We start from the raw sequence: 22,406 nt of genomic DNA, 5'->3' as shown, positions 1-22,406 counted from the left end.
CGCTTTGGTTATAATACGCCGCGCTGGCAACTATTGTCGTGAATACACCCGATGCGATTTACGCATCGTCCTGATTACGGGGCCCTGATGTCCGAGCCGTTACTACAGGCTGTCAATCTGCAGTGTGAGCGGGACAAGCGGATACTTTTCCGTGAGTTATCCTTCTCCATACTGCCCGGTACGGTAACCCGTGTCGAGGGGCCAAACGGCTCAGGCAAGACAACGCTACTGCGAATACTGGCAGGTCTGAACGATGCGTGGACAGGCGAGCTGAAGTGGCGTGGCTCCCCGGTAGACAGCCAGCGGGAAGAGTTTTTAAGGAACATGCTTTATCTCGGACACCGTCCGGGTATCAAACCTCTGCTTACCCCACTGGAAAACCTCCGGGCCTTGATGGCCGGTCGCCGACAGGTATCCGATGCGGCGCTGCGTCAGGCATTGCAAGGTACGGGGCTGGCGGGCTTTGAAAATGTACCCTGCCGTAACTTGTCAGCAGGCCAGCAACGGAGGGTTGCCCTGGCTCGTTTGTTGATTGCGGATGAGCCGCTTTGGCTGCTTGATGAAGTGTTTACCGCTATCGATGCCGATGGAGTTCAGGCCCTTGAAGCTTTGTTGCTGCAGCGGGCCGCAGAAGGTGGTGCAGTGCTGGTTACGACTCATCATGACCTGGACTTGCCAGGTATGCATAAACTGACTCTTGGAGCGGGAGGCTTGTCTGATGAATGCTGAAGCCCGCCCGGAAGTTCGGCTTGCCAGCAGCAGCGTTGGTGCGCTGGCTGCGATGAAAGGTGTTTTTGCGCGGGATATGAAGGTGGCATTCCGGCAGCGCCAGGATCTGCTCAATCCACTTCTGTTTTTTATTATGGTGGTTACGCTGTTTCCGCTGGGAGTCAGCCCGGAAGTATCATTTTTGCGTGAAGCGGGAGCAGGTATTCTCTGGGTAGCCGCGCTGCTCTCGGTATTGCTGTCTCTGGACCACTTGTTCCGCCACGATTTTGACGATGGCACCCTCGAGCAGCTCGTGCTCCAGCCTCAGCCTCTGTTTCTGTTGATTCTGGCAAAAACCATAGCGCACTGGATGCTCACGGGGCTGCCTCTGGTGGTGCTGACACCGGTTCTTGGTGTAATGGTGCATCTCGACGGGAACTCTATTGCTGTTTTGTGTCTAACGTTGCTGATTGGTACGCCGGTACTGAGTCTGATCGGGGCCATTGGTGCCGCCTTGACCCTTGGATTGCGTTCGGCGGGGGTGCTCTTGTCCCTGCTTATCATTCCACTGTACATTCCCGTGCTGATTTTCGGCACGGGTACAGTTGCAGCGGCAGCGGAAGGCGCGGCTGTAGGAGCCTATCTGGCCCTGCTGGGTGCGTTCCTGATGCTGGCACTTACACTGGCGCCGTTTGCAGCGGCCGCAGCATTGAAAATCAGCTTGTCGAACGGGTAAAACAAGATAAACGGTAGGACGGTGACCAACTGATGTGGCAATTTTTTCACAAACTGGGTTCCCCTAAATGGTTCTTCGGGATATCCGCCCGGTTCATGCCCTGGCTGCTTGCCGGGGGAGTACTGTTGCTTATGGCCGGTGTAGTCTGGGGCTTGGCATTTGCGCCCAAGGATTATCTCCAGGGTAACAGCTACCGGATTATCTTTATTCATGTTCCAACGGCGTTTATGGCGCAGTCGATATACATCATGATGGCGTCTGCAGCTGTTGTGACACTGGTCTGGCGAATGAAGCTGGCCGATGTGTTCGTCAAGGCGGTTGCCCCGGTCGGGCTTGTACTTACGTTTCTGGCACTTTTTACCGGGGCTGTATGGGGTAAGCCGACCTGGGGTACCTGGTGGATCTGGGATGCCCGGCTGACCTCCATGCTGATTCTGCTGTTTCTCTATGGAGGTGTCATTGCCCTGGACCGGGCGATTAATGACGAGAAGTCCGCCGCCCGCGCGGTGGCTGTATTGGTGTTGGTCGGGGTAGTGAACATTCCCATTATCAAATATTCAGTGGAATGGTGGAATACACTGCATCAGCCCGCGTCGTTCAAACTCACAGAGAAGCCAACCATGCCTCCGGAAATGTGGGTGCCGCTGCTGCTTTCGGTGTTGGGTTTGTATCTGATTTTTGGCTGGCTTGCCTGTATCCGCATGCAGACGGAGATTCTGTCCCGGGAACAGCGTACCCGCTGGGTAAAAGAATTTGTAATGAGAGGAAGGAGTTGACCCATGGCATTTGATTCCTTTTCTGCTTTTATCACTATGGATGGTCACGGCCCTTATGTGTGGGCATGTTACGCGGTTTTTTTCGTGCTGATGCTGGTGATGATGATCGGGTCGGTGCGGAGCCGGACGGCGATTATTGAATCCTGCCGTCGCGGTTATGAGTTTCAGACTGACAAGAGTAAAGTGGCGGCAACTTCAGCGCCTTCCGCGTCCTTTGAACGCGTAAATGTTTCACAAGACTGACTGACAGGTATGTAAATGCATCCGATCCGTAAAAAGCGGCTGACCATTGTTCTGTTTCTTCTGGCGGGGCTCTCTATTGCCGTGGCACTGACAACCTATGCGCTACGCCAGAACATTAACCTGTTTTACGATCCGAGCCAGATTACTGCCGGAGAGGCTCCTTTGGATGTGCGGATTCGTGCAGGCGGTATGGTGGAGGAGGGCTCGGTCAAGCGGGATTCAGAGAGTTTGAAGGTAGAGTTCCTGGTAACGGACTTCAATGCCTCGGTTCCTGTTGAATACGTTGGTATATTGCCGGATCTGTTTGCCGAAGGGCAGGGCATCGTTGCAATGGGCAAACTTAACAGCGAAGGTCGATTTGTCGCAGACCAGATTCTTGCCAAACACGATGAAAACTATATGCCCCCGGAAGTTGCTGATGCCCTGGAAAAGGCTTCACTAACGGGTGAGCAATCGATGCCTGGCAGCGCCCAGCCTGCAACCAACTGAATACCTCACATTCAACTGCCTGATTCCTGGAGAGCCTTGATGTATCCCGAACTTGGACAGCTCGCACTGATACTTTCGCTATTGCTGGCAGCGCTTCTTTCGGTTGTACCCCTTGTCGGCTCACTTACTGGCCGGGACAACCTTCAGGCGTTTGCAAGGCCCCTGGCAGCGGGTATGTTTGTGTTTGTCGGTCTGGCTTTTGCTGTACTTACCCATGCTTTTTTAACCGACGATTTTTCGGTCGCCTATGTTGCCAACAACAGCAACAGCATGTTGCCCTGGTACTACAAGTTCAGCGCTGTGTGGGGGGGGCATGAGGGTTCACTTCTGCTCTGGATACTGATGCTCACGGGGTGGACCCTGGCAGTTGCTGTTTTCAGCCGCCGTTTGCCGTCGGTGATGATTTCCCAGGTTCTGTCGGTTCTTGGCATGGTCAGCGTCGGATTCATGCTCTTTATTATTGTTACGTCCAATCCTTTCGATCGTTTGCTGCCTAACGTGCCGGCTGACGGCGCGGATCTGAATCCGCTGCTGCAGGATTTCGGGCTGATCGTCCATCCGCCTATGCTCTACATGGGCTATGTGGGCTTTGCTGTGGCATTTGCGTTTGCTATCGCAGCGTTGATAAATGGTCGCCTGGATGCTGCCTGGGCCAGGTGGTCACGGCCATGGACAACCGTTGCCTGGGCATTCCTCTCTGTTGGTATCGCCCTGGGCAGCTGGTGGGCCTACTACGAGCTTGGCTGGGGTGGCTGGTGGTTCTGGGATCCGGTTGAAAATGCCTCCCTGTTGCCCTGGTTGTCCGGGACCGCACTGATGCATTCACTGGCAGTCACCGAGAAACGTGGTGTTTTCAAAAGCTGGACAGTATTACTGGCAATCGTCACCTTTGCTCTGAGCCTGTTGGGTACATTCCTGGTTCGTTCCGGTGTGCTTACCTCGGTTCATGCCTTTGCGTCCGACCCCGAACGCGGAACCTTTCTGTTGGCCCTGCTTGCTTTTACCATTATTGCCAGCCTTGTACTTTATGCATTCCGGGCACCAGTGGTTCACGTACGCTCTCGCTATGGCTCGCTGTCGCGTGAAGTTTTCCTCCTGTTGAACAATGTGTTGCTGGTTTCAGCAACGCTGCTCGTTGCTGTAGGCACTCTGTATCCGTTGGTTCTTGATTTCCTGGATCTGGGAAAAATCTCTATCGGTGAACCGTTCTTCAATCTGACCTTCAGCCCTCTGGCAGTGGCTACTGGCCTTTTGCTTGGCGTCGGCACGTTTTCCCGCTGGAAGAAAACCGATGCAGGCTGGCTTGCACGTAAGCTCTTGTGGCCGCTGGCACTCAGCGTGCTGATTAGCTCGGCCGTCATGGTTGGCTATGGCGGCTTCACTCCCTGGGCATTCCTTGGCATATTCTCTGCGGTCTGGATAGCTACAGCGACGTTCTGGGATTTGTGGGACAAATCCTCTTCCCGAAAGGGCCGGGTGCACGGTCTCAAGCGTCAGTCACGCAGCTACTACGGTATGGTGCTGGGCCATCTTGGTATTGCCATAACCATGGCTGGTGCAACCGTTGTATCAAACTATGGCATTGAACGGGATGTGCGCATGGTGCCCGGAGATGTTGCCGAGGTGGGTGACTATCAGTTTGTTTTTGTTGATATCGGCGAGCGGCGGGGGCAGAACTTTACTGCGCAGTACGGCAGCTTCGATGTGATGCGGGACGGTAAGCGCATTGCTGAACTGCACCCGGAAAAACGTCAGTACGCGGTGGGAATGAGCGTTATGACCGAGGCTGATATTGATGCAGGCCTGTTCCGCGATATTTTTGTCGCTGTGGGTGAACGGATTTCTGATGATGCCTGGGCTATACGGCTCCAGTACAAACCACTGATCCGCTGGCTCTGGCTTGGAGCTCTGTTTATGGCTGCCGGTGGTTTCCTTGCCATATCGGATCGTCGCTACCGGATTCGTGAACGGTCTGCTGAACGCTCAGGGAATTCTGCGTCTTCGCAAACCGGTACTCAGGGTGCTGCGGGAGTGGTGTCATGAAGCGTTTCTGGTTGTTCATGCCTTTGGTTGTAGCTGTTGTACTCGGTGCTGTGTTGTTTGCGGGCATTGGTAAGGATCCGACAAAGCTGGATTCAGCACTGGTTGGAAAGCCGGTTCCTGCATTTAACCTTAAAGATCTGAATAATCCGGAAAACAGTCTGAATGAGAGTCTGTTTCAGGGCGAGGTCACGCTGCTTAATGTCTGGGGCACCTGGTGCCCATCCTGCCGCGATGAACATGCCGACCTGATGTGGCTTGCCAGGGAAAAGAAGGTTGCGATCATAGGGCTGAACTACAAAGACAGCCGTGATGATGCCCTGGTCTGGCTCGACAGGCTGGGAGACCCTTACCGCAAGGTTATATATGACCCCAAAGGCACCCTGGGGTTCGATATGGGTGTTTATGGCGCGCCGGAAACCTTTGTGATTGATGCTTCGGGTGTGGTGCGATACCGCCATGTGGGTGTGGTTAACGGCGAGGTATGGGAACAGATTCTGTTGCCTGTCATTAACGATGCAAGGGAGAAGGGTTGATGCTCCGTATAATCTGTTTTCTCATGGCGGTTCTTGTATCGGGTCTGTCTTATGGGGATGTGGCCGCAGTTTATGATTTTGATAGCCGCAGCGAAGAGGAGCGTTATCAGAACCTGATTGCAGAGCTTCGGTGTCCCAAATGTCAGAATCAGAACATTGCGGATTCAAACTCACCTATATCCAAGGATATGAGAAACGCGGTCTATCAGATGATGCTGGATGGCGCCAGCGATGACGAAATTGTTGATTCACTGGTGGAGCGCTTTGGCGAGTTCGTGAAATACAAACCTGATCTGGACAGCCGTACATTCATGCTCTGGGCCACACCTGCAATTGCGGTTCTGGGCGGTATTTTTGTGGTCGCTGGAGTTGTTGTTCGCTCCCGTCGCGCAGGTACAGCAGCGCCGGCACTGAGTCCTGAAGAGCAAGCCCGCATCGATAAGATGCTTGCGAAACGGAATTAGAACCACAAATTATTCATTTCGAACCTGTGACGATATCTCCATGACTGAAACTTTCTGGATTGCCGCAACGGTACTGATCATTATTGCCCTGGCGTTTGTGCTCTACCCCGTCATTTTCCATCGCCGGGACACCCGGCAGCAGACGGATCTACGAAACCAGAACCTGATGGCCTATCGCAGCCGTATGGCTGAACTCGAAAGCGAACACCAGTCGGGTATTATTGACGAAGAGACCTATCAGCAATTAAGGGACGAACTCGCCGGCGCCATGCTGGACGATGTTCCGGAAAACGAAGCCCAGGTCAAAACAGTACCCGGCAGGAAGGCCGCTGTGGCGGTTGCTCTGTTGTCAATACTTCTGATTCCCGCGGCCACATTTTTACTCTATGACGAGTGGGGCGCGATGGATCGCGTTGAATCTTTTGTTGCGATGCAGGAGCTGGGGACCTCGGATGGTGCCCGTGAAGCGCAAATGAGCGAGCTTGCGGACCAGTTACGCGAGCGGCTTGAGGCCAGCCCCGATAATCCTGATGGCTGGGCGATGCTTGGCCAGACCTATATGCGAATCGAACGATATGACGATGCTGCCTGGGCATTCCGGAAACTGGCTGACAGCGTCAGTTTCGATGACGGATCTCGGGCTGTGGCTCTTGGCATGTCGGCACAGGCGCAGTTTTTCCGTAGCCAGGGTGCTATGACCGAGGAGGTAACATCTGCAATTAACGAAGCCCGGGCACTGAACCCCGATGAGGTTAATTCGCTTGGTCTGTTGGGAATCCACTCGTTCAGCCAGGGCAATTATCGCGAGGCTATCGATTACTGGGAGCGGATCCAGACGGTGGCACCAGGTCACCCTCAGCTGGCTTCGATTCAGGGAGGAATCAAGGAAGCATACGCGCGCCTTGGTGAACAGCCGCCCGCAACGGATGCCGGCCCCATGTCACAAGCCGGAGGCGCGGGAGTCAGTGTTCGGGTAACGCTCGATGATGCGTTCAAAGAGGATATTCCAGCAGATACCACCCTGTTCCTCTTTGCCCGTGCAGCCAACACCCAGAGCGGACCTCCCCTGGCTGTTGTCAGGCTGACAGCTGATGCGCTGCCCCTGGAAATTCGTTTGGATGACAGTCATGCCATGGCGCCACAAGCGGTAATATCAGGCGTGGATGAGGTGGTTGTGACAGCCCGCCTGACACGCTCAGGTAACATCAATGCCCAGCCCGGTGACTGGCAGGGCACTACGGATTCTCCGGTTGCTGTTTCTGAAGATCAGGGGGCGCCGGTTGCGCTGGTGATTGATCAGCAGTTGATCAACTGAACCTCATTTCTTGCCTGAAGCTGCCTGCCCCGACACGGATAGATTGTTGGGGTAGAGTGGTGGCAAGTCTGCTTTTGAAGTTGAACCTTCCATTTTTCTCCGGGCTTGTCTGATTGCCTCGACCAGCGCGCTGCCATTCCATGTTGTACGGTATTTTTCTTCACTGTTTTGTTCCCGGCTGAACAGGCTTGCCTGCAGTTGCCTGAGTTGTGCTTCCAGTTCGGTTTCAGGATACACGCTGAAAACATCTGCTGCAGAACGGAAGCCTTGCCCGGGCGAGTGCAGATTAGCCCAGGTTACGAACAGTCCGGGCGTTGAGGCGCTGCCTTCCTTTGCCGCATGGAGTAGTTGTTCAAAAACCGCTCTCTCATTTTCGTTGCCAGCGGTTTCAATACCAGCAGGTGCCCGGGGTGATATTTTCCGGGTTTTCCACCAGGCAAGCATGGTAAGAATCCAGATTCCTGCCAGCACAAGACTTACCCACTGCCAGAACCTGTCGTCGTGAGCTGGATGGTTCCTGTTATCGGTGTCTGCTTCGCCCCGGGATTCCGGGAAAGAATTATCCTGGTCTGTTGTGGGTGAGGCAGGTATCCCTGCGTTATCTGCGAGTGTGACGTTCAGTGTTTGTGCCGGTATAACAGCTACCTTTTCGCTGTCAGATTCAGTGTCCCACCAGGGTATCCGGACCGCAGGAAGCAAGAGTTCGCCTGCTGCCACTGGGACCAGTGCGCTGGTTTGCGTAAGGGTTGAAGTAACTCCGTCGGGGCCAACGCTGGTGTTCCGTGCTGGCTCTTCGGGATAACTACGAAGCCCGTCCGGCACGGATGATGGTAAAGGCGGCAGTGCCTCTGACGGCAGCCCGCTTGCCTGCAAGCTCAGTGTGCGTGTGAGGTTGTCTCCGGTCTTCAGGTTCAGCGTTGCAGGCATGCCTGATTCTGTCAGGGTAAGGCTGGTAGCCGGAAGCCAGGTCGTGCCACTGAATTCAGTCGGCACATCTTTCACGGGTACCTCGAACAGAGAAGCACTGTCTCGCAGAAACTTGAGTGAGCCGTCAGTATCTCTGGCCTGGCCTTCAAAGCGAATGGCTGGCAGGTTCAATGGCCCCGGTGTTTGGGGGAACATGGCGTAGCGCCGTTCCACTACCCGGTAACGCACGCCATCACGGTCACGGAAAAATTCCCGCTGTTTGCCCAGAGGTTCGATGATAGCGTTGGGGTGTTCCGGGTCGGATAGTTCGCCCCGGATGAGATTGCCCCGGAAGAATAATCGTACTGTCAGTATCAGTTGCTCCTGAACATAGACTTCCGCCTTGTCTGCTGTCAGTTCTATAAAAGCCTCCCGGTTGGCGCCTGCCTGATCCGGGGGATTACCATCGACCACCTCAATGGTAAGCGGCCGGGATACAGAGTCTTTGAAGGTAAGCGGCGGGATGGTGAGCTCTCCGACTGTCGTCGGTGCGAGCTGATAGGTCCAGGTTATCTCTCCCACCATGTCACCGTTCCCGGTGCGAATGTTGTAACGCTGATTGCGGGCCAGAATCTCAAATTCCGGGGTCACCTTTTCAATATCGGGCGAAGGCAGGCTGGACATATCAAATTCGAAAAGATTGTTCAGGTTGATGTCGATATTTGTAGTGCCCTTGACCGTCAGAGTCAGAACTTCGCCCTCATACAAGCGGTTTTTGTCTGTCTCTACGGATAGTTCGCCGGCGTAGGCCGGTAGCCATAGCGCTATCAGAGCCGTCAAAACCGCCAGCTGGATTGCCGGAATGATCAGCCGTTTTACCATGGTGTATCGCCCTCATCAGATGGTGTCTGGCGCTCCTGATACTGTTGCAGGAATTTTCGCTGTAAAAGTCCGCCGGGATGGTCGGGGACCCGGCGTAATGATTGCTCCTGACTTTGCGTCAGGGGTGTTTCAGATACGGGAGCAGGGGTCTGGGCCTCATTTTCTCCAGGCTCGGTTTCCGGAGTCTGTGCATCTACATCGCTGCCTTGAGGTGAATCTTCAGGCTGTGGATCGCCGGGTTCATCTTGCTTGCCTGTTTGCCCTTGTTCCTGTGGGTTCGCCTGTTCCCCAGCGCTGTCCGGAGACGATTCTTCTTCTCCATCGCTATTCTGAGAATTCTGGGGGTTTTCGTTTCCGCCGGAAGATCCAGGCTTGCTTTCCTCGCGCTGGCTGTCATCCCCGGGGGAATCCGAAGCGTCCTCATCGCCATTGCCCTCCTGCTGGCTGGAGTTGTCTTTCTGTTGTTTAAGCAGCTCCTCCGCCAGTTGCCGGTTTACACGGGCATCTTCCATGTCAGGATCGCGATCCAGAGCGCTGTCATAGGCTTCAATGGCTTCCTGCAGCTTTCCGCCCCGTGCAAGGGCGTTGCCGCGGTTGTAATCTGCCTGAGCTGTATCAGCTTCGGCGAAGGCTTTGGCTGCTTCATCATAACGTTCAGCTCTGTATAGCGCAGAGCCTCGCCACTCTGGCGACTCAAGTATGTCTGCCGCTGCGCCGGGATCTTTGCTGATCAGTTCTGCTGCCCGCTGATCTTCCCGTTGCCAGAGACTGCCCCAGTCCATAGCCGCAGCCGGTTGTGGTATTGCCGGTAGCAGAATCAACGCCATTGCGGTAAAAGCCCCGCGGCGCCAACCCAGTAACAGCAGGGGCAGGGCCAGCCATAACAGCCAGTAACCATCGTCTTTCCAGCGGTTTATAGTGAGGCCTGTATCTGTATCCTGCCATTCGTCAGAGTTTTCCGGGCTGAGATTCAAAGCATTTATATCGCTGTTATCCAGAGTGAGTTCATGGCTTGTGCCGCCGTTGCTGCGGGCAAGTTCTGCAAGGATGTCCGGGTCGGTGCGGGCGATGACGATGTTGCCGTTGTCACGGATGAACCCGCGACGGGCAAGGGGAATAGGTCCCCCATTACGAGTGCCTGCCGCCAGAGTGCTGAGGGTAAAGCTGGTGTCAGCAAGAGTATTGCGGATGTCCTCCAGGTAACGATCGGAAACGCCATCGGTAATCAGCAGAATGCGGCCACGCCCGGGAGAGCCGTTTTCCAGAAGCGCGCGCGCCCTGGTAACAGCCAGATCGGCCCGGTTGCCCTGGACCGGCATGATTACGGGGTCGAGTACGTTGAGCATACCCGTGAGTGTGTTGCTGTCGTCGGTCAGGGGGGTAACCACGTGAGCATCACCGGAATATACCACCAGAGCATTCAGGCTGCCTTCGCGCATGGCCAGAATGTCGCGAATCTTGCGCTTTGCCCGGGTCAGGCGATCGGGTTCCAGATCTGTTGCCAGCATGGACAGGGATAAGTCCAGTACGATCACCAGACTGTCGCCGGGCTTTTTCAGGGGCGTTGGTGCTTCACGCCATGCAGGTCCGGCAAGGGCTATCGCCAGGATGACTACCGCACTGATCGCTGGCAGAACCCGTGATTTGTGCTTGTCTTCGGCGCTGCCGTAACGCCGGATTACCGGGGATAAAAGCTGCTCGGGAATCAGTCCTGCCCAACCACTGTTACCCGAACTCTTGTTTTTGAGTGCCATATAAAGCAGGGGCACGGCCAGCAGTAGCAGGAGCCAGAACGGGCGGAGAAAATGGAAGTCAGCCATGGCTTATGCTCCCTTCAGTTTTCTGACGGGACCGGGAAAACCTGCCCGCATTACGTCGGAAGAGAAAAAGTCCGAGCCAGAGAACCCCGGCTATGCCGGCTGGCCAGAAAAAAAGATCGGTAACCGGGCGGTAGTATTTTCCATCCAGTTCAATGGGTTCGAGCTGATTGATGGTCTCGTAAATCTGCTCCAGTTCGGACAGGTTACGGGCACGAAAATACTCTCCACCGGTTTGTTGGGCCATACGAGTCAGCAGATTTTCATCCAGATCCCTTGAGGGGTTTATCCGGCGAGAACCCAGAAGCCCTCTCTGTATCATGGATTCTGCACCAATACCGATGGTGTATAGCCGGATACCTGCTGCCGCTGCGATCTCTGTGGCTTTATCGGGTGTGATCTCGCCCGCAGTGTTGGCGCCATCCGTTAGCAAAATGGCCACCCGTTGCTGCTGGGGCCTGTCCCGCAGGCGTTTTGTGGCCAGGCCCACGGCATCGCCAATTGCGGTTGCGCGCCCCGCCATACCAATACCGGATTCCTGTAACAGTGTCTCAAGGGTCTGGAGATCAAAAGTAAGAGGCGCCTGAACATAAGGCTCTGTGCCGAAAAGTATGAGGCCGAGCCGGTCACCTTTACGGCGGGAAATGAACTCATTCAGCACTTTCTTAACCGCCTGCAGGCGGTTAATACTGCGCCCCTGGATAACCATGTCCTGTTCTTCCATGCTGGGCGAAATATCTACGAGCAGCATAAGGTCCCGCCCGGTTACAGGCATCTGAACCTGATCGCCCACATGTTGTGGTCGTGCCATGGCCATGACCAACAGGGCCCAGGCCAGAAACAGCACCAGAGTTTGCCAGCGAGGCACGCCATTGCCCTGTCGGGTGACGCCAGGAAGGTCAGAGAGCCAGTGGCCGACCGGAAATACGGGGGCATCTACGGTGTGTGCCGCCGGCTTTTTCCATTGCACAAGAACGGGTATCAGAATCAGCAGCAGAACCCAGGGGTAGGCGAGGCTCAGCATTTTTGTGCCTCCAGCCAGAGGCGCGCGAAGTTCAGCGCCTGTGTCGGGTCTGCGGCAGGCTCCGGCTGCCAGGTGCTGTTTACCAGCGCTTTAACTACAGCCTGTTGTGCGATGCCGTTATCCGGGAGGTGCTGAAGCAGGCAGGCTTCCCATTGCTCGCCAGACAGGGCTTCAGGGTGCTCCGCCGGATAGCGCGCCCTTGCAACCCGCTTGAGCAGTGTGTTGAGTTGAGAAAACCACTGGGGCTCCTTTGAGGCGGTGCGTTCAAGGTAGGCCAGTTCAGCTTTTGCGACTGCCAGCCAGCGGTTTTTGCGGTGGTAACGCAGGGCCAGCCATACCAGGGCAACGATGGCGGCAAGGAGCACAAAAGCCAGGGCCCACCAACCCGGAGCTGGCGGCCAGAAACCACCAGCCTGAGGCAGGTGAATGTCCCTGAGTTGGCTTAACGGATCGTCTGCCATCATCTGATTCGCCCTCCGGGTCCGAGGATTGCCTTAAGACTTGTAGCCGGCCCTTCACGGGTAGATACATCTGTTGCAAGGACGCCAGATAAACGGAAACACTCGGCAAGTTCCGCTTCGTGGTGGGTGATCTTCTGATGCCACGCCTGTTGAAAACTGCGGTTGGAAGCGTCAAACCAGACGGGGCCATCAGCTCCGGCTATGGCAAAGCGGCCGCTTTGCGGCAACTCCTGCTCCAGTGGATCGACCACTCGCAGGGCGCTCACGCTGTTATTTCGGGCCAGGGCGCCGAGTAAAGAGCTCGTCTTCTCCGAGATATTCAAAAAATCGCTGATTACGAAAATCCGGCTGCCGGTATGGGCCACCTGGCGGGCTTCTGCAAGCGCGGTATCCAGGGTGATTTTTGGCGCGGAAGCATCCGGAGATGTGCGCTGCTGGCTGGCGAGCGTGTCCAGTATCCGTAACACAGATTTTTTCCGCCGGGCAGGGCGCTGAACGGTCAGGGTATTGCCATTAAAGACAATGCCGCCTACCTGATCCCCTGCTGAAAGCGATAGCCAGGCAAGAATAGAAGCAAGCTGGGCACAGCGCACCTGTTTAAAGGCTCCGGTGCTGGCAAAGAAAAGAGTAGGGCCCAGATCGCACAGTAGCAATACCGGGCGTTCCCGTTCTTCTTCATACAATTTGGTGTGGGGTGCCTGGCGTCTTGCTGTTACGCGCCAGTCAATGCTGCGGATATCGTCTCCTGGCTGATAAAGCCGTACTTCGGCAAAGGCCATCCCGCGTCCGCGTTGTGACGAGTTCTTGAGTCCTGTCTGACGTGCCCGCGCCGGGCGCGCCGATGGTAGTTTCAGTGCCCTGGCATCAGCTTGCAGGCGAATAAGCGCCTGCAAGCTGATGCGGGTAATTGCATCACTGTCGGATACATCCATGGTCTGTCTCAGGCGCTCACAGGCACGCGCTCAATCAGGCGTTGTATGACAGTGTCGGCTGTCACACCTTCGGCCTCCGCTTCAAACGTGAGAAGGATGCGGTGCCGGAGTACATCGAAGGCTACTTCACGAACATCATCGGGCGTTACGTAATCTCTGCCGTCCAGCCAGGCAATGGCGCGGGCGCAGCGGTCCAGGGCTATGGTACCCCGTGGGCTTGCGCCAAACGCCGTCCATCGGGACAGTTCCGGATCCAGTGCACCAGGATCCCTTGTTGCCAGCACCAGTGCCAGCAGATACTGCTCAACTGGTTCGGCCATGTAGATGTCAGCAACCTCAGCCCGGGCGTCAAAAACCTGATCAGCGGTCACGCGGGTATTGGCGATGGGCTGACCCTGACGGTAGTCACTTCTGGCCAGATGAAGGATGGCTTGCTCGGCCTGGGCCGAAGGGTACCCGATCACCACGTGCAGCAGGAAGCGGTCAAGCTGGGCTTCGGGCAATGGATAAGTGCCTTCCTGCTCTATGGGGTTCTGGGTTGCCATGACCATGAACAGTCGGTCAAGAGGGAAGGTGCGCATGCCTACGCTGACCTGGCGTTCCCCCATTGCTTCCAACAGGGCAGACTGTACTTTCGCCGGTGCCCGGTTGATTTCATCTGCCAGTACAAGGTTATGGAAAATTGGCCCGCGCTGGAACTCGAACAGACCGGTTTCTGCCCGGTAAATCTCGCTGCCGGTAACGTCTGACGGTAACAGATCCGGGGTGAACTGGATGCGATGAAAATCGCCCGTAAGGTGGTCTGCAAGGGCCTTGATGGCTGTGGTTTTGGCCAGCCCTGGTGCACCCTCTACCAGAAGGTGACCATCAGCAAGCAGTGCAATAAGAAGGCGATCTACCAGCGTTTCCTGTCCGATAATCCTTTTGGCTAGCTGTGCCCGTAACTCTCCAAACGTATGCTGTAACGACATTGGACGTAACTGCTCTCATGGGAAGGTAATAAGTAAGTAGTTGTCGCAGTTTTGGTGTCAGACCAGCAAAAATCAAGGGTTTGACTATGCTTATCTCACGATATCCTGATTACGTTTATTTCACACTAACTGAGGTCGCCCATGAATGCGCTGACAGTGGCCAGCAAAGATCAGTTTTTTGAGCTTTTGGCTGAAGAGTTTTCCAGAAAAATTGCCAAGGCCGAAGCCAGAAAAATCAGCGAATTTGTAAAGCAGCATTATGCACATACTCCATTGGATGAGCTTGTCAGCCGGCGCCTCTCCGATACCTACGGTGCGGCATTGGCAGCCTGGCAGTTTTTGCAGAAACGCAGTGCTGAAGAAACGCCCGTGGCGGTATTTAATCCGGATCTGGAGAGCGATGGCTGGCAATCCACCCATACTGTGGTGTTTATTCTTCACCCGAACATTCCATTTTTGATTGATTCCCTGCGTATAGCGGTCAACCAGCGTGAAATTGGAACCCACTCAATTCAGCATTCCATACTCCAGCTGGAGCGCGACAAAACAGGGAAGCTCAAAAAGCTGCTTGCTGGTAAAAAAAGTGACGCAGCCTCTGCCTATGAAGCGTTTATCGTTCTGGAAATCGACAGACACAGCGATCCGGAAGATCTGGAAAATCTTGAGCAGGCTCTGCAGACAGTATTGCATGAGGTGCGTATAGCAGTCGCTGATTTTCCAGTGGTTACCGACAAGGTCAGCCAGATTATAGATGAACTGGATAACACTACCGCCGGGATCAGCAGTGAGCAGAAAGATGAGGCCCGTGCGTTCCTGGACTGGCTGGCCCACGATCACTTTACCTTTCTTGGCTACGATGAGTACGACTTTGTCAGTGACAAGTCCGGCATGGTGGTTCGCCGGGTTGAGAATTCCGAGTTGGGAATACTCCGAGTGAATAACGAGAGGCCAGACCGTGTTCTTCTCAATGAACTGCCCCAGCGCACGCGCCATGAGATGACCCGGGCCGATGATATCTTTATTTTCGCCAAGTCTGCCCAGCGTTCCCGGGTTCACCGTCCCGCCTACCCGGATTATATAGCCGTCAAGAAGTTTAATAAAAAAGGCGAGGTGGTTGGTGAGCGCCGTTTTCTCGGTTTGTACACAGCACGTGCCTACAATGAGCGCCCCGATGAGATCCCGCTGCTGAAGCGCAAGTTCCAGAGTGTGATGGAGCGCTCAGGCTTCCTGCGTGCAGACTATGCCGGCAAGGAGCTGGAGCAGATTCTCACGCTCTATCCCCGGGATGAGCTGTTCCAGATCGGAGAGGATGAGTTACTGGATGTCGCAAAAAACATCCTTTATATCCAGGAGCGGCGGCACATTGAACTGTTCATGCGCGAAGACGTTTATGGCCAGTTTGTTACCTGTCTTGCGTTCTTTCCCAGGGATATATACAACACGGAACTTCGCCTGAAAGTGGAGCAGGTGCTTCTGGATCGGTTGGAAGCGGAAGATATCGAGTTTGTTACGCATTTCTCGGAATCTGTACTGGCAAGAGTGCAGTTCACCATCCGTGTTCCTCAGGTTGAAAACCGTAAACTGCCAATTGCCGAGATACGGGAAAAAGTCATCGAGATGGCCCAGTCGTGGCGCGACGGTCTCTCTGATTCCCTGAGCGAAGCCTATGGCGAAGAACAGGGTAATGAGCTTTACAGGCTATGGGCTGCTGGCTTTCCTGCCAGTTACACCGAAATGTTTTCACCGCGCCGGGCAGCTATTGATCTTGAGCATATTTCGGCTGCTTCAACTCGCAATGACCTGACGATGAGTTTCTATCGGGCCCTGGAAGAAGATGAAAGCACGCTGCACTTCAAGCTGTTTTTCCCCGACCAGCCCCTGCCTCTGTCGGATGTTATGCCCATTTTCGATAACCTGGGTTTCCGGGTTCTGGGGGAGCATCCGTTTGAAGTAACTGATCGCAATAACAAAACCGTCTGGATTCATGACTTCACACTCTATGCCCACAACGGCAAGGTAGTGGATATTCACCGTATACGGCCTATTTTCGAGGAACTGTTCCATAGAGTGTGGTACGGCGATGCAGAGAATGATGCGTTCAACCGGATGCTTATCTCCTCCTACATGAGCTGGCGGGAAATTGCTTTGTTGCGAACTTATGCCCGCTACATGCGCCAGATCCGCTTTTCCAACAGTCAGACGTTTATTTCCAACACGCTGGTTAACCATGTTGGGCTCGCCCGGATTCTGCTGGAGTACTTTGACGTACGCTTTAACCCGGATCGTTTTCAGAGTGAAGGCAAGTGCCAGGCTGCCCAACAGAAACTTGAGATCGAGTTCAATGCGGGCCTGGAAGAGGTGGAGAATCTCAGCGAAGACCGTGTGCTTCGCCTCTATCTGGAGCTTATGCAGGCCACGTTGCGCACAAACTACTACCAGCTTGACAAGGCTGGCGGCCCCAAGTCATACATCAGTGTGAAGTTTGACCCTACCGGTATTCCGGACATGCCTTTGCCTTTACCTGTGTACGAAATTTTTGTGTACTCGCCCCGGGTTGAGGGTGTGCATCTGCGAGGCGGTAAGGTTGCCAGGGGTGGGTTGCGCTGGTCTGATCGCTTTGAGGATTACCGGACTGAGGTACTGGGGCTGGTAAAGGCCCAGCAGGTAAAAAACGCGGTGATCGTACCCGTTGGAGCAAAGGGCGGGTTTGTTGCCAAACAACTGCCGGATTCGTCTGACCGGGAAGCTTTCCAGGCGGAAGGCATTGAAGCGTACAAGACATTTATCCGCGGGCTGCTCGATATTACCGACAACCTGCTGGACTCAGGCATCGAGCCCCCGGCGCGAGTAGTTCGCCATGACGGGGATGATCACTACCTCGTTGTTGCAGCGGATAAGGGTACCGCTACATTCTCGGATATTGCTAATGGTCTGGCTGCGGAATACAACTTCTGGATGGGTGATGCTTTCGCCTCCGGTGGCAGTAATGGCTACGACCACAAGAAAATGGGTATTACCGCCCGGGGTGCGTGGGTGTCTGTGGAACGGCATTTCCGGGAAATCGGTATTAATCCTGCCGAGGACGAGTTCACGGCAATTGGTATCGGCGACATGGCGGGGGATGTGTTTGGCAACGGCCTCCTGAGCTCCGAGAAAACCCGCCTGGTAGCGGCGTTTAACCATATCCACATTTTTGTCGACCCATCACCGGATGCAGCAAAGAGTTACAAAGAGCGCAAACGGTTGTTCGAGAAACCCCGCTCGGCATGGACCGATTACGACGCCAAGCTGATTTCCAAAGGCGGTGGCGTTTTCAGTCGTAACGCCAAATCCATCCCGGTTAGCCCGGAAATCAAGAAGCTTCTGGGGATCAATTCTGATCGGGTGCCCCCGAATATGCTGATTTCCCATATCCTGAAAGCGCAGGTCGATCTGCTCTGGATCGGCGGCATTGGAACCTACGTAAAAGGCAGCAGCGAATCCCATAGCGATGTGGGAGATAAAGCCAATGATGGTTTGCGTATCAACGGCGAAGAACTGGGTTGCAAGATTGTAGGTGAGGGCGGGAACCTGGGTATGACCCAGCTGGGTCGGATTGAGTACGCTCTGAACGGGGGACGTCTGAATACGGACTTCATTGATAATTCCGGAGGTGTTGACTGTTCGGATCACGAAGTCAATATGAAGATTTTGCTCAACCGTGCTGTTGCTATGGGCGACCTGACAGCCAAGCAGCGCAACGTCATGCTGGAGGAAATGACTGATGATGTTGCAGCTTTGGTTCTCAGGAACAACTACCGGCAGACTCAGGCGATCAGTATAGCCAACGAGGATACAACATCCCGCCTCGAAGAATATCGCAGGCTGATGAATACCCTTGAGAGTGAAGGCAAGCTCAACCGGGCTCTTGAGTTCCTGCCAGACGATGAAACTCTGTCTGAGCGCAAGCTGAACAAGAAGGGGCTGACGCGACCAGAACTGTCTGTTCTGATTTCCTATGTCAAAGGTGATCTGAAGCAGACCCTGATAGACAGCAGTCTGCCAGATGACCCGATCCTGGCGCGTGAAATGTACAAAGTGTTCCCCCGTGATCTCACCCAGAAATTCTCGAAAGAGCTTGGTGAACACCAGTTGCGGCGGGAGATTATTGCCACACAGATTGCCAATGACATGATCAACCACATGGGTATTACCTTTGTGGAGCGACTGAATCAATCAACCGGAGCAGATGCAGCATCCATTGCCCTGGCGTGGCTGATTGCACGGGATGTATTCCGCATTGATAACTGGTGGGACAAGATCGAAGATCTCGATTTCCATATCCCTGCGCAGCTGCAGATGGAGCTGATGCGCGACCTTATGCAGCTGATGCGTCGCTCTGTACGCTGGCTGTTACGTAATCGCCGGGCGGAGCTGAGTATTCAGAATCATATGGAGCGATTTGCTGATAGCGTATGGGCTATTACCGCTGGCCTGCCGGAGTATCTGGGCGAGCAGGCCCGTACTGAATGGGAAAAACGTAATGAAGCGCTGGTCAGCGCTGGCCTGCCGGCAGAGCTTGCCTCCGTGGTATCCGGAACCGGCTATCTATACGCATCGCTGGGTATTATTGAAGCTCAGGAAGCCACCGGCATGCCACTGAAAACTGTCGCGAATCTTTACTATGAGTTGGGTGACAGGCTCGACCTGAACTGGTTTGCCAGCGCAATAGCAAGCCTCACGCCAGCATCCCATTGGCAGGCACTGGCGCGGGAGAGTTTTCGCGAGGATTTAGACTGGCAGCAACGAGCGTTGACCACAGGCGTACTTAACCTGGCTGAAAAAGCTGAGGATGTGCCGGCCTGTGTAGAAGGGTGGTTACAGCGACACGAAGCCATGATCATGCGTTGGAAGTCCATGCTTCTTGAACTCAAAAGTGTGAGAGAACCAGAGTATGCAATGTTCTCGGTTGCCCTGCGCGAGTTGCTGGATCTTGCACAAAGTACACAGCACCAGTCCCACGGCGAGAGTGCGGCTGAGCAGCTTCCTGAGATGAGTCAGACAAACTGAGTATTGCTTTGAAGCCATGATTCCCGTTCAATCGTGACCGGGAATCATGAAATGGAGTCTGTTAATGGGTCAGCTTGACCGTATTCTTGAAAAAAACCGGGCATGGGCCGAAGGCATCAAGGCCGAGGATCCGCAGTTTTTTCATCGTCTCTCGAACCAGCAGGCGCCTGAGTATCTGTGGATTGGCTGCGCTGACAGCCGCGTACCGGCCAACCAGATTGTCGACATGCTTCCTGGTGAACTGTTTGTGCACAGGAATGTTGCCAACGTTGTTGTACATACTGACTTTAATTGCCTTTCGGTACTTCAGTTTGCGATAGAAGTATTGAAAGTAAAACATATTCTGGTAGTCGGTCATTACGGCTGTGGTGGTGTCCGGGCGGCCTTGCGCAATGAAGGTTTCGGACTGATCAGCCATTGGCTGCGGCATGTGCAGGATGTAAGGGACCGCCACCAGGCAGTGCTGGATGCCAGTTCCAATGAACATGACCGGATTGACCGGTTGTGTGAACTTAACGTGGTTGAACAGGTAGGGCATGTGTGCCAGAACAGCATTGTTCTGGAAGCCTGGAAGCGCGGCCAGCAGCTTAACGTGCATGGTTTTGTGTACGATGTGGCAGATGGCATACTCCGGGACATGGGCATATCGGTTTCTGGCCCTGAAGACTGGGAGCAGATCAAACAGAATAGTCTGGATGAGCTGGTATTGCGCCCGGTGCGCTCCGGTCGGCAGACACAAGTCTAGTTTCAATCCCACAACGGCGTTATTTAATCCATGCAGAGTTTATCTGGCTCCTGTTTGCCCGGTTCTTTACCCAATTCTCATCAGGCATTGCTTAAAAACCGATCTCTGTTATCCGGCCGGCTGGCTTTGTTGGGTGTAGCGTCAGCACATCTGCTGCAAGAGCTCCCGGGCAAGGGGCTTGCCATGAGCGAACACGCAGGTGTTTTTCACCGGCTTGAGCGCCAGGAGGGGTGGCAGGCCTGCTTTGGCTATAACGACCAGGCTCTGGCCTCCGGTGGCTCCTTTGACACTGTAGTGGTGTTTCTGCCTAAAGCCAGGGCCGAACTGGAAATGCGACTGGCGTTGGCGCGTTCGCTTGCGGCAGAAAATGCACGGTTGGTGCTTGTGGGCGAAAAGAAGGAAGGTATTGCCGGAGCCATAAAGCAGCTTAAGCTGGTTGCTCCGCAGGCGTCCAAGGTAGACAGTGCGCGCCATTGTCAGGTCTGGAGTGCGGAAGGCATCAAACCCGCGCCGGGATTCCGGGTTCAGGACTGGGTAACCTGGGGCAGTGCAGAATGTGCGGGAGTATCCGTTGAGGTTGCCGGGATGCCGGGTATCTTCAGCCATGATGGGCTGGATAAAGGTACGCGGCTGCTGCTTGAAACGCTTGCCGAGCAGCCAGTTACTGGTGACCGGTTGCTGGACTTTGCCTGCGGTGCTGGCGTTATCGGAGCCTGGGTTCAGGCCTGGCAGGTTGCGCACGGCGCATCCATGTCCAGTGTTGATGGTGTGGACGTCCAGTCACAGGCGGTTATCTGCGCAAGGGAGACCTATCAGCGGAACCATGCTGCCGGGACAATATACGCCTCAGATGGCCTCTCGGGCGTTGACGGTCGTTGGTCCGGGATTATCAGCAATCCACCCTTTCACTCCGGTGTAAAAACGGATACATCCATGACAGAGCAGTTCCTCCAGGATGTGCAACGGCATCTGCAGCCGGGTGGCGAACTGCGTCTGGTAGCGAACAGCTTTTTGCCATACGAACCCCTTATCAAACGTTACATCGGGCGCGCAGAGCGACTGCGTGAAGACGGACGCTTTACCGTTTACCGTGCTTTTATGGGGTAGTTTGATGCCAGATCTGACAACCGCAGTACTGGACTTCCCCGGTGGCAGCCTGACTTTGAGCCGCCCTGGCACAGATGATCCGGCACTCCGTGCCTGGAGTGCTGCCGATGAACTGCTTTTGCAGGCAGCATTTGACCACCTCGAAACGGTGACTGATGCCCGGGTACTGGTGATCGACGACCAATATGGGGCCCTGACACTGGGGTTGTCCCGGTTTGCACCGGATGTGGTTGCTGATAATGCACAACTAAGCGCCGCTCTGGTAACTAATGCGAATCAGAACCCTGGTAATCCGGTGCCTGCGTGCATATACAGCTGGTTGCAGCCCCCCACGGCTTCCTATGATCTGATTGTCCTGAGAATACCCCGCGAAGCTGACTATCTGGCCTGGTTGCTACGCTGGGTTAATGGCGCGCTCAGGCCTGACGGGATTATGCTTGCGGCCGGAATGATCAAGCACCTGCCAGATCGCAGCGTCGACGTGTTTGCTGATGCGGTAAAGGTTCGGCAGGTAGGGCGGGCGGTGAAAAAGGCCCGGGTGATCAGTTGTAGCCGGGGGCAGGCAACACTGGATAACTGGCCCGGCACCTGGAAGGGCTATGAACTGGGAAAAGGCTGTGGGCTGACTGCCGGGCCGGGGCGCAGACCTGAAAACCTTGGCATCCGAGTCGCGGCCATGCCTGCGGTGTTTGCACGGGAGAAGCTGGATATAGGCACACGGTTGATGCTGCCACACCTGGCAGCGGCTATCGAGCCTTGTCGCTCAGGTGCGCGTGTTCTGGATCTTGCATGTGGTAACGGCGTTCTGGGGCTGGCTGCGTTGGCGGTGAAACCGGACATTGAAATCACCTTTAGCGATGTTTCCAGTCAAGCGGTTCTCAGTGCGAGCAGAAACCAGGAGGCAGCATTTCCCGGGGCAAGGGCTTTTTTTGCCCATTCGGATGGGATCGCCAGTAACAGCGAACCATTTGAACGGATCCTGCTAAATCCTCCTTTTCATGAAGGTGGGGTGGTAGGAGATCATATTGCCCTGAGGCTTTTTGAACAGGCGTCCCGAAACCTGACCCGAACAGGGCGTCTGCTCATGGTGGGGAACCGGCATCTTGGATACCACCGGAGCTTGCGACGTTTTTTTTCCCAGGTCCGTCAGGTGGATGCCGATCCGAAATTTGTTGTCTTTGAAGCCTGGCGTGGATGATTGCTAC

The 22,406-nt window shown here is 54.9% G+C and carries 19 protein-coding genes; 13 read left to right on the top strand and 6 right to left on the bottom strand.

The annotated features are described in order from the left end of the window. Positions 1 to 87: 87 nt before the first annotated feature. Genes ccmA through ccmI form a run of 9 tightly spaced genes read left to right on the top strand, consistent with a single transcriptional unit; the run spans position 88 to position 7,307 of the window. Positions 88 to 729, top strand: a complete 642-nt coding sequence (gene ccmA / locus DS878_RS06780) for a cytochrome c biogenesis heme-transporting ATPase CcmA (RefSeq protein WP_113815202.1) — start codon at positions 88 to 90, stop codon at positions 727 to 729. Next, positions 719 to 1,444 (top strand): heme exporter protein CcmB, encoded by a 726-nt coding sequence (gene ccmB / locus DS878_RS06775; protein WP_113815201.1) that lies wholly within the window; start codon positions 719 to 721, stop codon positions 1,442 to 1,444. Before ccmA ends, ccmB begins: the two co-directional genes overlap by 11 nt. 32 nt (positions 1,445 to 1,476) lie before the next feature. Beyond that, the gene (gene ccmC / locus DS878_RS06770; RefSeq protein WP_113815200.1) at positions 1,477 to 2,220 is read left to right on the top strand and encodes a heme ABC transporter permease CcmC; all 744 of its coding nucleotides are present in this window, start codon (positions 1,477 to 1,479) and stop codon (positions 2,218 to 2,220) included. Positions 2,221 to 2,223: 3 nt separating this feature from the next. Beyond that, positions 2,224 to 2,463, top strand: a complete 240-nt coding sequence (gene ccmD, locus DS878_RS06765; RefSeq protein WP_113815199.1) for a heme exporter protein CcmD — start codon at positions 2,224 to 2,226, stop codon at positions 2,461 to 2,463. Between the two features lie 15 nt (positions 2,464 to 2,478). Beyond that, positions 2,479 to 2,952: a cytochrome c maturation protein CcmE gene (gene ccmE, locus DS878_RS06760; RefSeq protein WP_113815198.1), complete on the top strand. Its 474-nt coding sequence runs from the start codon at positions 2,479 to 2,481 to the stop codon at positions 2,950 to 2,952. 39 nt (positions 2,953 to 2,991) lie between these two features. Continuing rightward, positions 2,992 to 4,995: a heme lyase CcmF/NrfE family subunit gene (locus tag DS878_RS06755; protein WP_113815197.1), complete on the top strand. Its 2,004-nt coding sequence runs from the start codon at positions 2,992 to 2,994 to the stop codon at positions 4,993 to 4,995. Continuing rightward, positions 4,992 to 5,528, top strand: coding sequence for a DsbE family thiol:disulfide interchange protein (locus tag DS878_RS06750; RefSeq protein ID WP_113815196.1), 537 nt, complete (start codon positions 4,992 to 4,994; stop codon positions 5,526 to 5,528). Before DS878_RS06755 ends, DS878_RS06750 begins: the two co-directional genes overlap by 4 nt. Further along, complete coding sequence (locus tag DS878_RS06745) at positions 5,528 to 5,992, top strand: cytochrome c-type biogenesis protein CcmH (RefSeq protein WP_113815195.1); 465 nt, start codon at positions 5,528 to 5,530, stop codon at positions 5,990 to 5,992. Before DS878_RS06750 ends, DS878_RS06745 begins: the two co-directional genes overlap by 1 nt. A gap of 40 nt (positions 5,993 to 6,032) precedes the next feature. Then, positions 6,033 to 7,307 carry a c-type cytochrome biogenesis protein CcmI gene (gene ccmI, locus DS878_RS06740; protein ID WP_113815194.1) on the top strand — a complete coding sequence of 425 codons (1,275 nt, stop codon included), beginning with the start codon at positions 6,033 to 6,035 and terminating at the stop codon, positions 7,305 to 7,307. A gap of 3 nt (positions 7,308 to 7,310) precedes the next feature. Here ccmI and DS878_RS06735 read toward each other — a convergent pair whose 3' ends face one another. Genes DS878_RS06735 through DS878_RS06710 form a run of 6 tightly spaced genes read right to left on the bottom strand, consistent with a single transcriptional unit; the run spans position 7,311 to position 14,300 of the window. After that, a complete protein-coding gene (locus tag DS878_RS06735; RefSeq protein WP_113815193.1) occupies positions 7,311 to 9,095 on the bottom strand; it encodes a BatD family protein in 1,785 nt (594 codons plus the stop codon). After that, positions 9,089 to 10,915 (bottom strand): VWA domain-containing protein, encoded by a 1,827-nt coding sequence (locus tag DS878_RS06730; RefSeq protein WP_113815192.1) that lies wholly within the window; start codon positions 10,913 to 10,915, stop codon positions 9,089 to 9,091. The genes DS878_RS06735 and DS878_RS06730 overlap by 7 nt, the downstream gene beginning before the upstream one ends. Then, positions 10,908 to 11,936 (bottom strand): vWA domain-containing protein, encoded by a 1,029-nt coding sequence (locus DS878_RS06725; RefSeq protein ID WP_113815191.1) that lies wholly within the window; start codon positions 11,934 to 11,936, stop codon positions 10,908 to 10,910. Before DS878_RS06725 ends, DS878_RS06730 begins: the two co-directional genes overlap by 8 nt. Next, positions 11,930 to 12,400, bottom strand: a complete 471-nt coding sequence (locus tag DS878_RS06720; protein WP_113815190.1) for a DUF4381 domain-containing protein — start codon at positions 12,398 to 12,400, stop codon at positions 11,930 to 11,932. Before DS878_RS06720 ends, DS878_RS06725 begins: the two co-directional genes overlap by 7 nt. Beyond that, a complete protein-coding gene (locus DS878_RS06715) occupies positions 12,397 to 13,329 on the bottom strand; it encodes a DUF58 domain-containing protein (RefSeq protein ID WP_113815189.1) in 933 nt (310 codons plus the stop codon). Before DS878_RS06715 ends, DS878_RS06720 begins: the two co-directional genes overlap by 4 nt. An 8-nt stretch (positions 13,330 to 13,337) precedes the next feature. Further along, entirely contained in the window at positions 13,338 to 14,300 is a 963-nt protein-coding gene (locus tag DS878_RS06710; protein WP_113815188.1) for an AAA family ATPase, read from the bottom strand. A gap of 141 nt (positions 14,301 to 14,441) precedes the next feature. On the opposite strand from DS878_RS06710, the gene DS878_RS06705 reads away from it, so the two are divergent. The 4 genes from DS878_RS06705 to DS878_RS06690 all read left to right on the top strand — a co-directional run bounded on the left by DS878_RS06705 (position 14,442) and on the right by DS878_RS06690 (position 22,399). Then, complete coding sequence (locus tag DS878_RS06705) at positions 14,442 to 19,349, top strand: NAD-glutamate dehydrogenase (protein WP_113815187.1); 4,908 nt, start codon at positions 14,442 to 14,444, stop codon at positions 19,347 to 19,349. 64 nt (positions 19,350 to 19,413) lie between these two features. Beyond that, positions 19,414 to 20,094 carry a carbonate dehydratase gene (gene can, locus DS878_RS06700; protein WP_113815186.1) on the top strand — a complete coding sequence of 227 codons (681 nt, stop codon included), beginning with the start codon at positions 19,414 to 19,416 and terminating at the stop codon, positions 20,092 to 20,094. 30 nt (positions 20,095 to 20,124) lie between these two features. After that, complete coding sequence (locus DS878_RS06695) at positions 20,125 to 21,201, top strand: class I SAM-dependent methyltransferase (RefSeq protein WP_113815185.1); 1,077 nt, start codon at positions 20,125 to 20,127, stop codon at positions 21,199 to 21,201. 4 nt (positions 21,202 to 21,205) lie between these two features. Beyond that, positions 21,206 to 22,399 carry a class I SAM-dependent methyltransferase gene (locus tag DS878_RS06690; protein ID WP_187298752.1) on the top strand — a complete coding sequence of 398 codons (1,194 nt, stop codon included), beginning with the start codon at positions 21,206 to 21,208 and terminating at the stop codon, positions 22,397 to 22,399. Positions 22,400 to 22,406: the final 7 nt, after the last annotated feature.

The organism is Marinobacter sp. F3R11, assembly GCF_003318275.1.
GTDB lineage: Bacteria > Pseudomonadota > Gammaproteobacteria > Pseudomonadales > Oleiphilaceae > Marinobacter.
This window is presented reverse-complemented; position numbering and strand designations above follow the sequence as displayed.

What these genes read in the sequence shown, in the direction of transcription:
- DS878_RS06755 (WP_113815197.1), top strand. Translation starts at nt 2,992, where the DNA reads ATGTATCCCGAACTTGGACAGCTCGCACTGATACTTTCGCTATTGCTG.
- can (WP_113815186.1), top strand. Translation starts at nt 19,414, where the DNA reads ATGGGTCAGCTTGACCGTATTCTTGAAAAAAACCGGGCATGGGCCGAA.
- DS878_RS06695 (WP_113815185.1), top strand. Translation starts at nt 20,125, where the DNA reads ATGCAGAGTTTATCTGGCTCCTGTTTGCCCGGTTCTTTACCCAATTCT.
- DS878_RS06720 (WP_113815190.1), bottom strand. Translation starts at nt 12,400, where the DNA reads ATGATGGCAGACGATCCGTTAAGCCAACTCAGGGACATTCACCTGCCT.
- DS878_RS06745 (WP_113815195.1), top strand. Translation starts at nt 5,528, where the DNA reads ATGCTCCGTATAATCTGTTTTCTCATGGCGGTTCTTGTATCGGGTCTG.
- DS878_RS06725 (WP_113815191.1), bottom strand. Translation starts at nt 11,936, where the DNA reads ATGCTGAGCCTCGCCTACCCCTGGGTTCTGCTGCTGATTCTGATACCC.
- DS878_RS06705 (WP_113815187.1), top strand. Translation starts at nt 14,442, where the DNA reads ATGAATGCGCTGACAGTGGCCAGCAAAGATCAGTTTTTTGAGCTTTTG.
- ccmI (WP_113815194.1), top strand. Translation starts at nt 6,033, where the DNA reads ATGACTGAAACTTTCTGGATTGCCGCAACGGTACTGATCATTATTGCC.
- ccmB (WP_113815201.1), top strand. Translation starts at nt 719, where the DNA reads ATGAATGCTGAAGCCCGCCCGGAAGTTCGGCTTGCCAGCAGCAGCGTT.
- ccmE (WP_113815198.1), top strand. Translation starts at nt 2,479, where the DNA reads ATGCATCCGATCCGTAAAAAGCGGCTGACCATTGTTCTGTTTCTTCTG.
- ccmD (WP_113815199.1), top strand. Translation starts at nt 2,224, where the DNA reads ATGGCATTTGATTCCTTTTCTGCTTTTATCACTATGGATGGTCACGGC.
- DS878_RS06735 (WP_113815193.1), bottom strand. Translation starts at nt 9,095, where the DNA reads ATGGTAAAACGGCTGATCATTCCGGCAATCCAGCTGGCGGTTTTGACG.
- DS878_RS06710 (WP_113815188.1), bottom strand. Translation starts at nt 14,300, where the DNA reads ATGTCGTTACAGCATACGTTTGGAGAGTTACGGGCACAGCTAGCCAAA.
- DS878_RS06750 (WP_113815196.1), top strand. Translation starts at nt 4,992, where the DNA reads ATGAAGCGTTTCTGGTTGTTCATGCCTTTGGTTGTAGCTGTTGTACTC.
- ccmC (WP_113815200.1), top strand. Translation starts at nt 1,477, where the DNA reads ATGTGGCAATTTTTTCACAAACTGGGTTCCCCTAAATGGTTCTTCGGG.
- DS878_RS06730 (WP_113815192.1), bottom strand. Translation starts at nt 10,915, where the DNA reads ATGGCTGACTTCCATTTTCTCCGCCCGTTCTGGCTCCTGCTACTGCTG.
- ccmA (WP_113815202.1), top strand. Translation starts at nt 88, where the DNA reads ATGTCCGAGCCGTTACTACAGGCTGTCAATCTGCAGTGTGAGCGGGAC.
- DS878_RS06690 (WP_187298752.1), top strand. Translation starts at nt 21,206, where the DNA reads ATGCCAGATCTGACAACCGCAGTACTGGACTTCCCCGGTGGCAGCCTG.
- DS878_RS06715 (WP_113815189.1), bottom strand. Translation starts at nt 13,329, where the DNA reads ATGGATGTATCCGACAGTGATGCAATTACCCGCATCAGCTTGCAGGCG.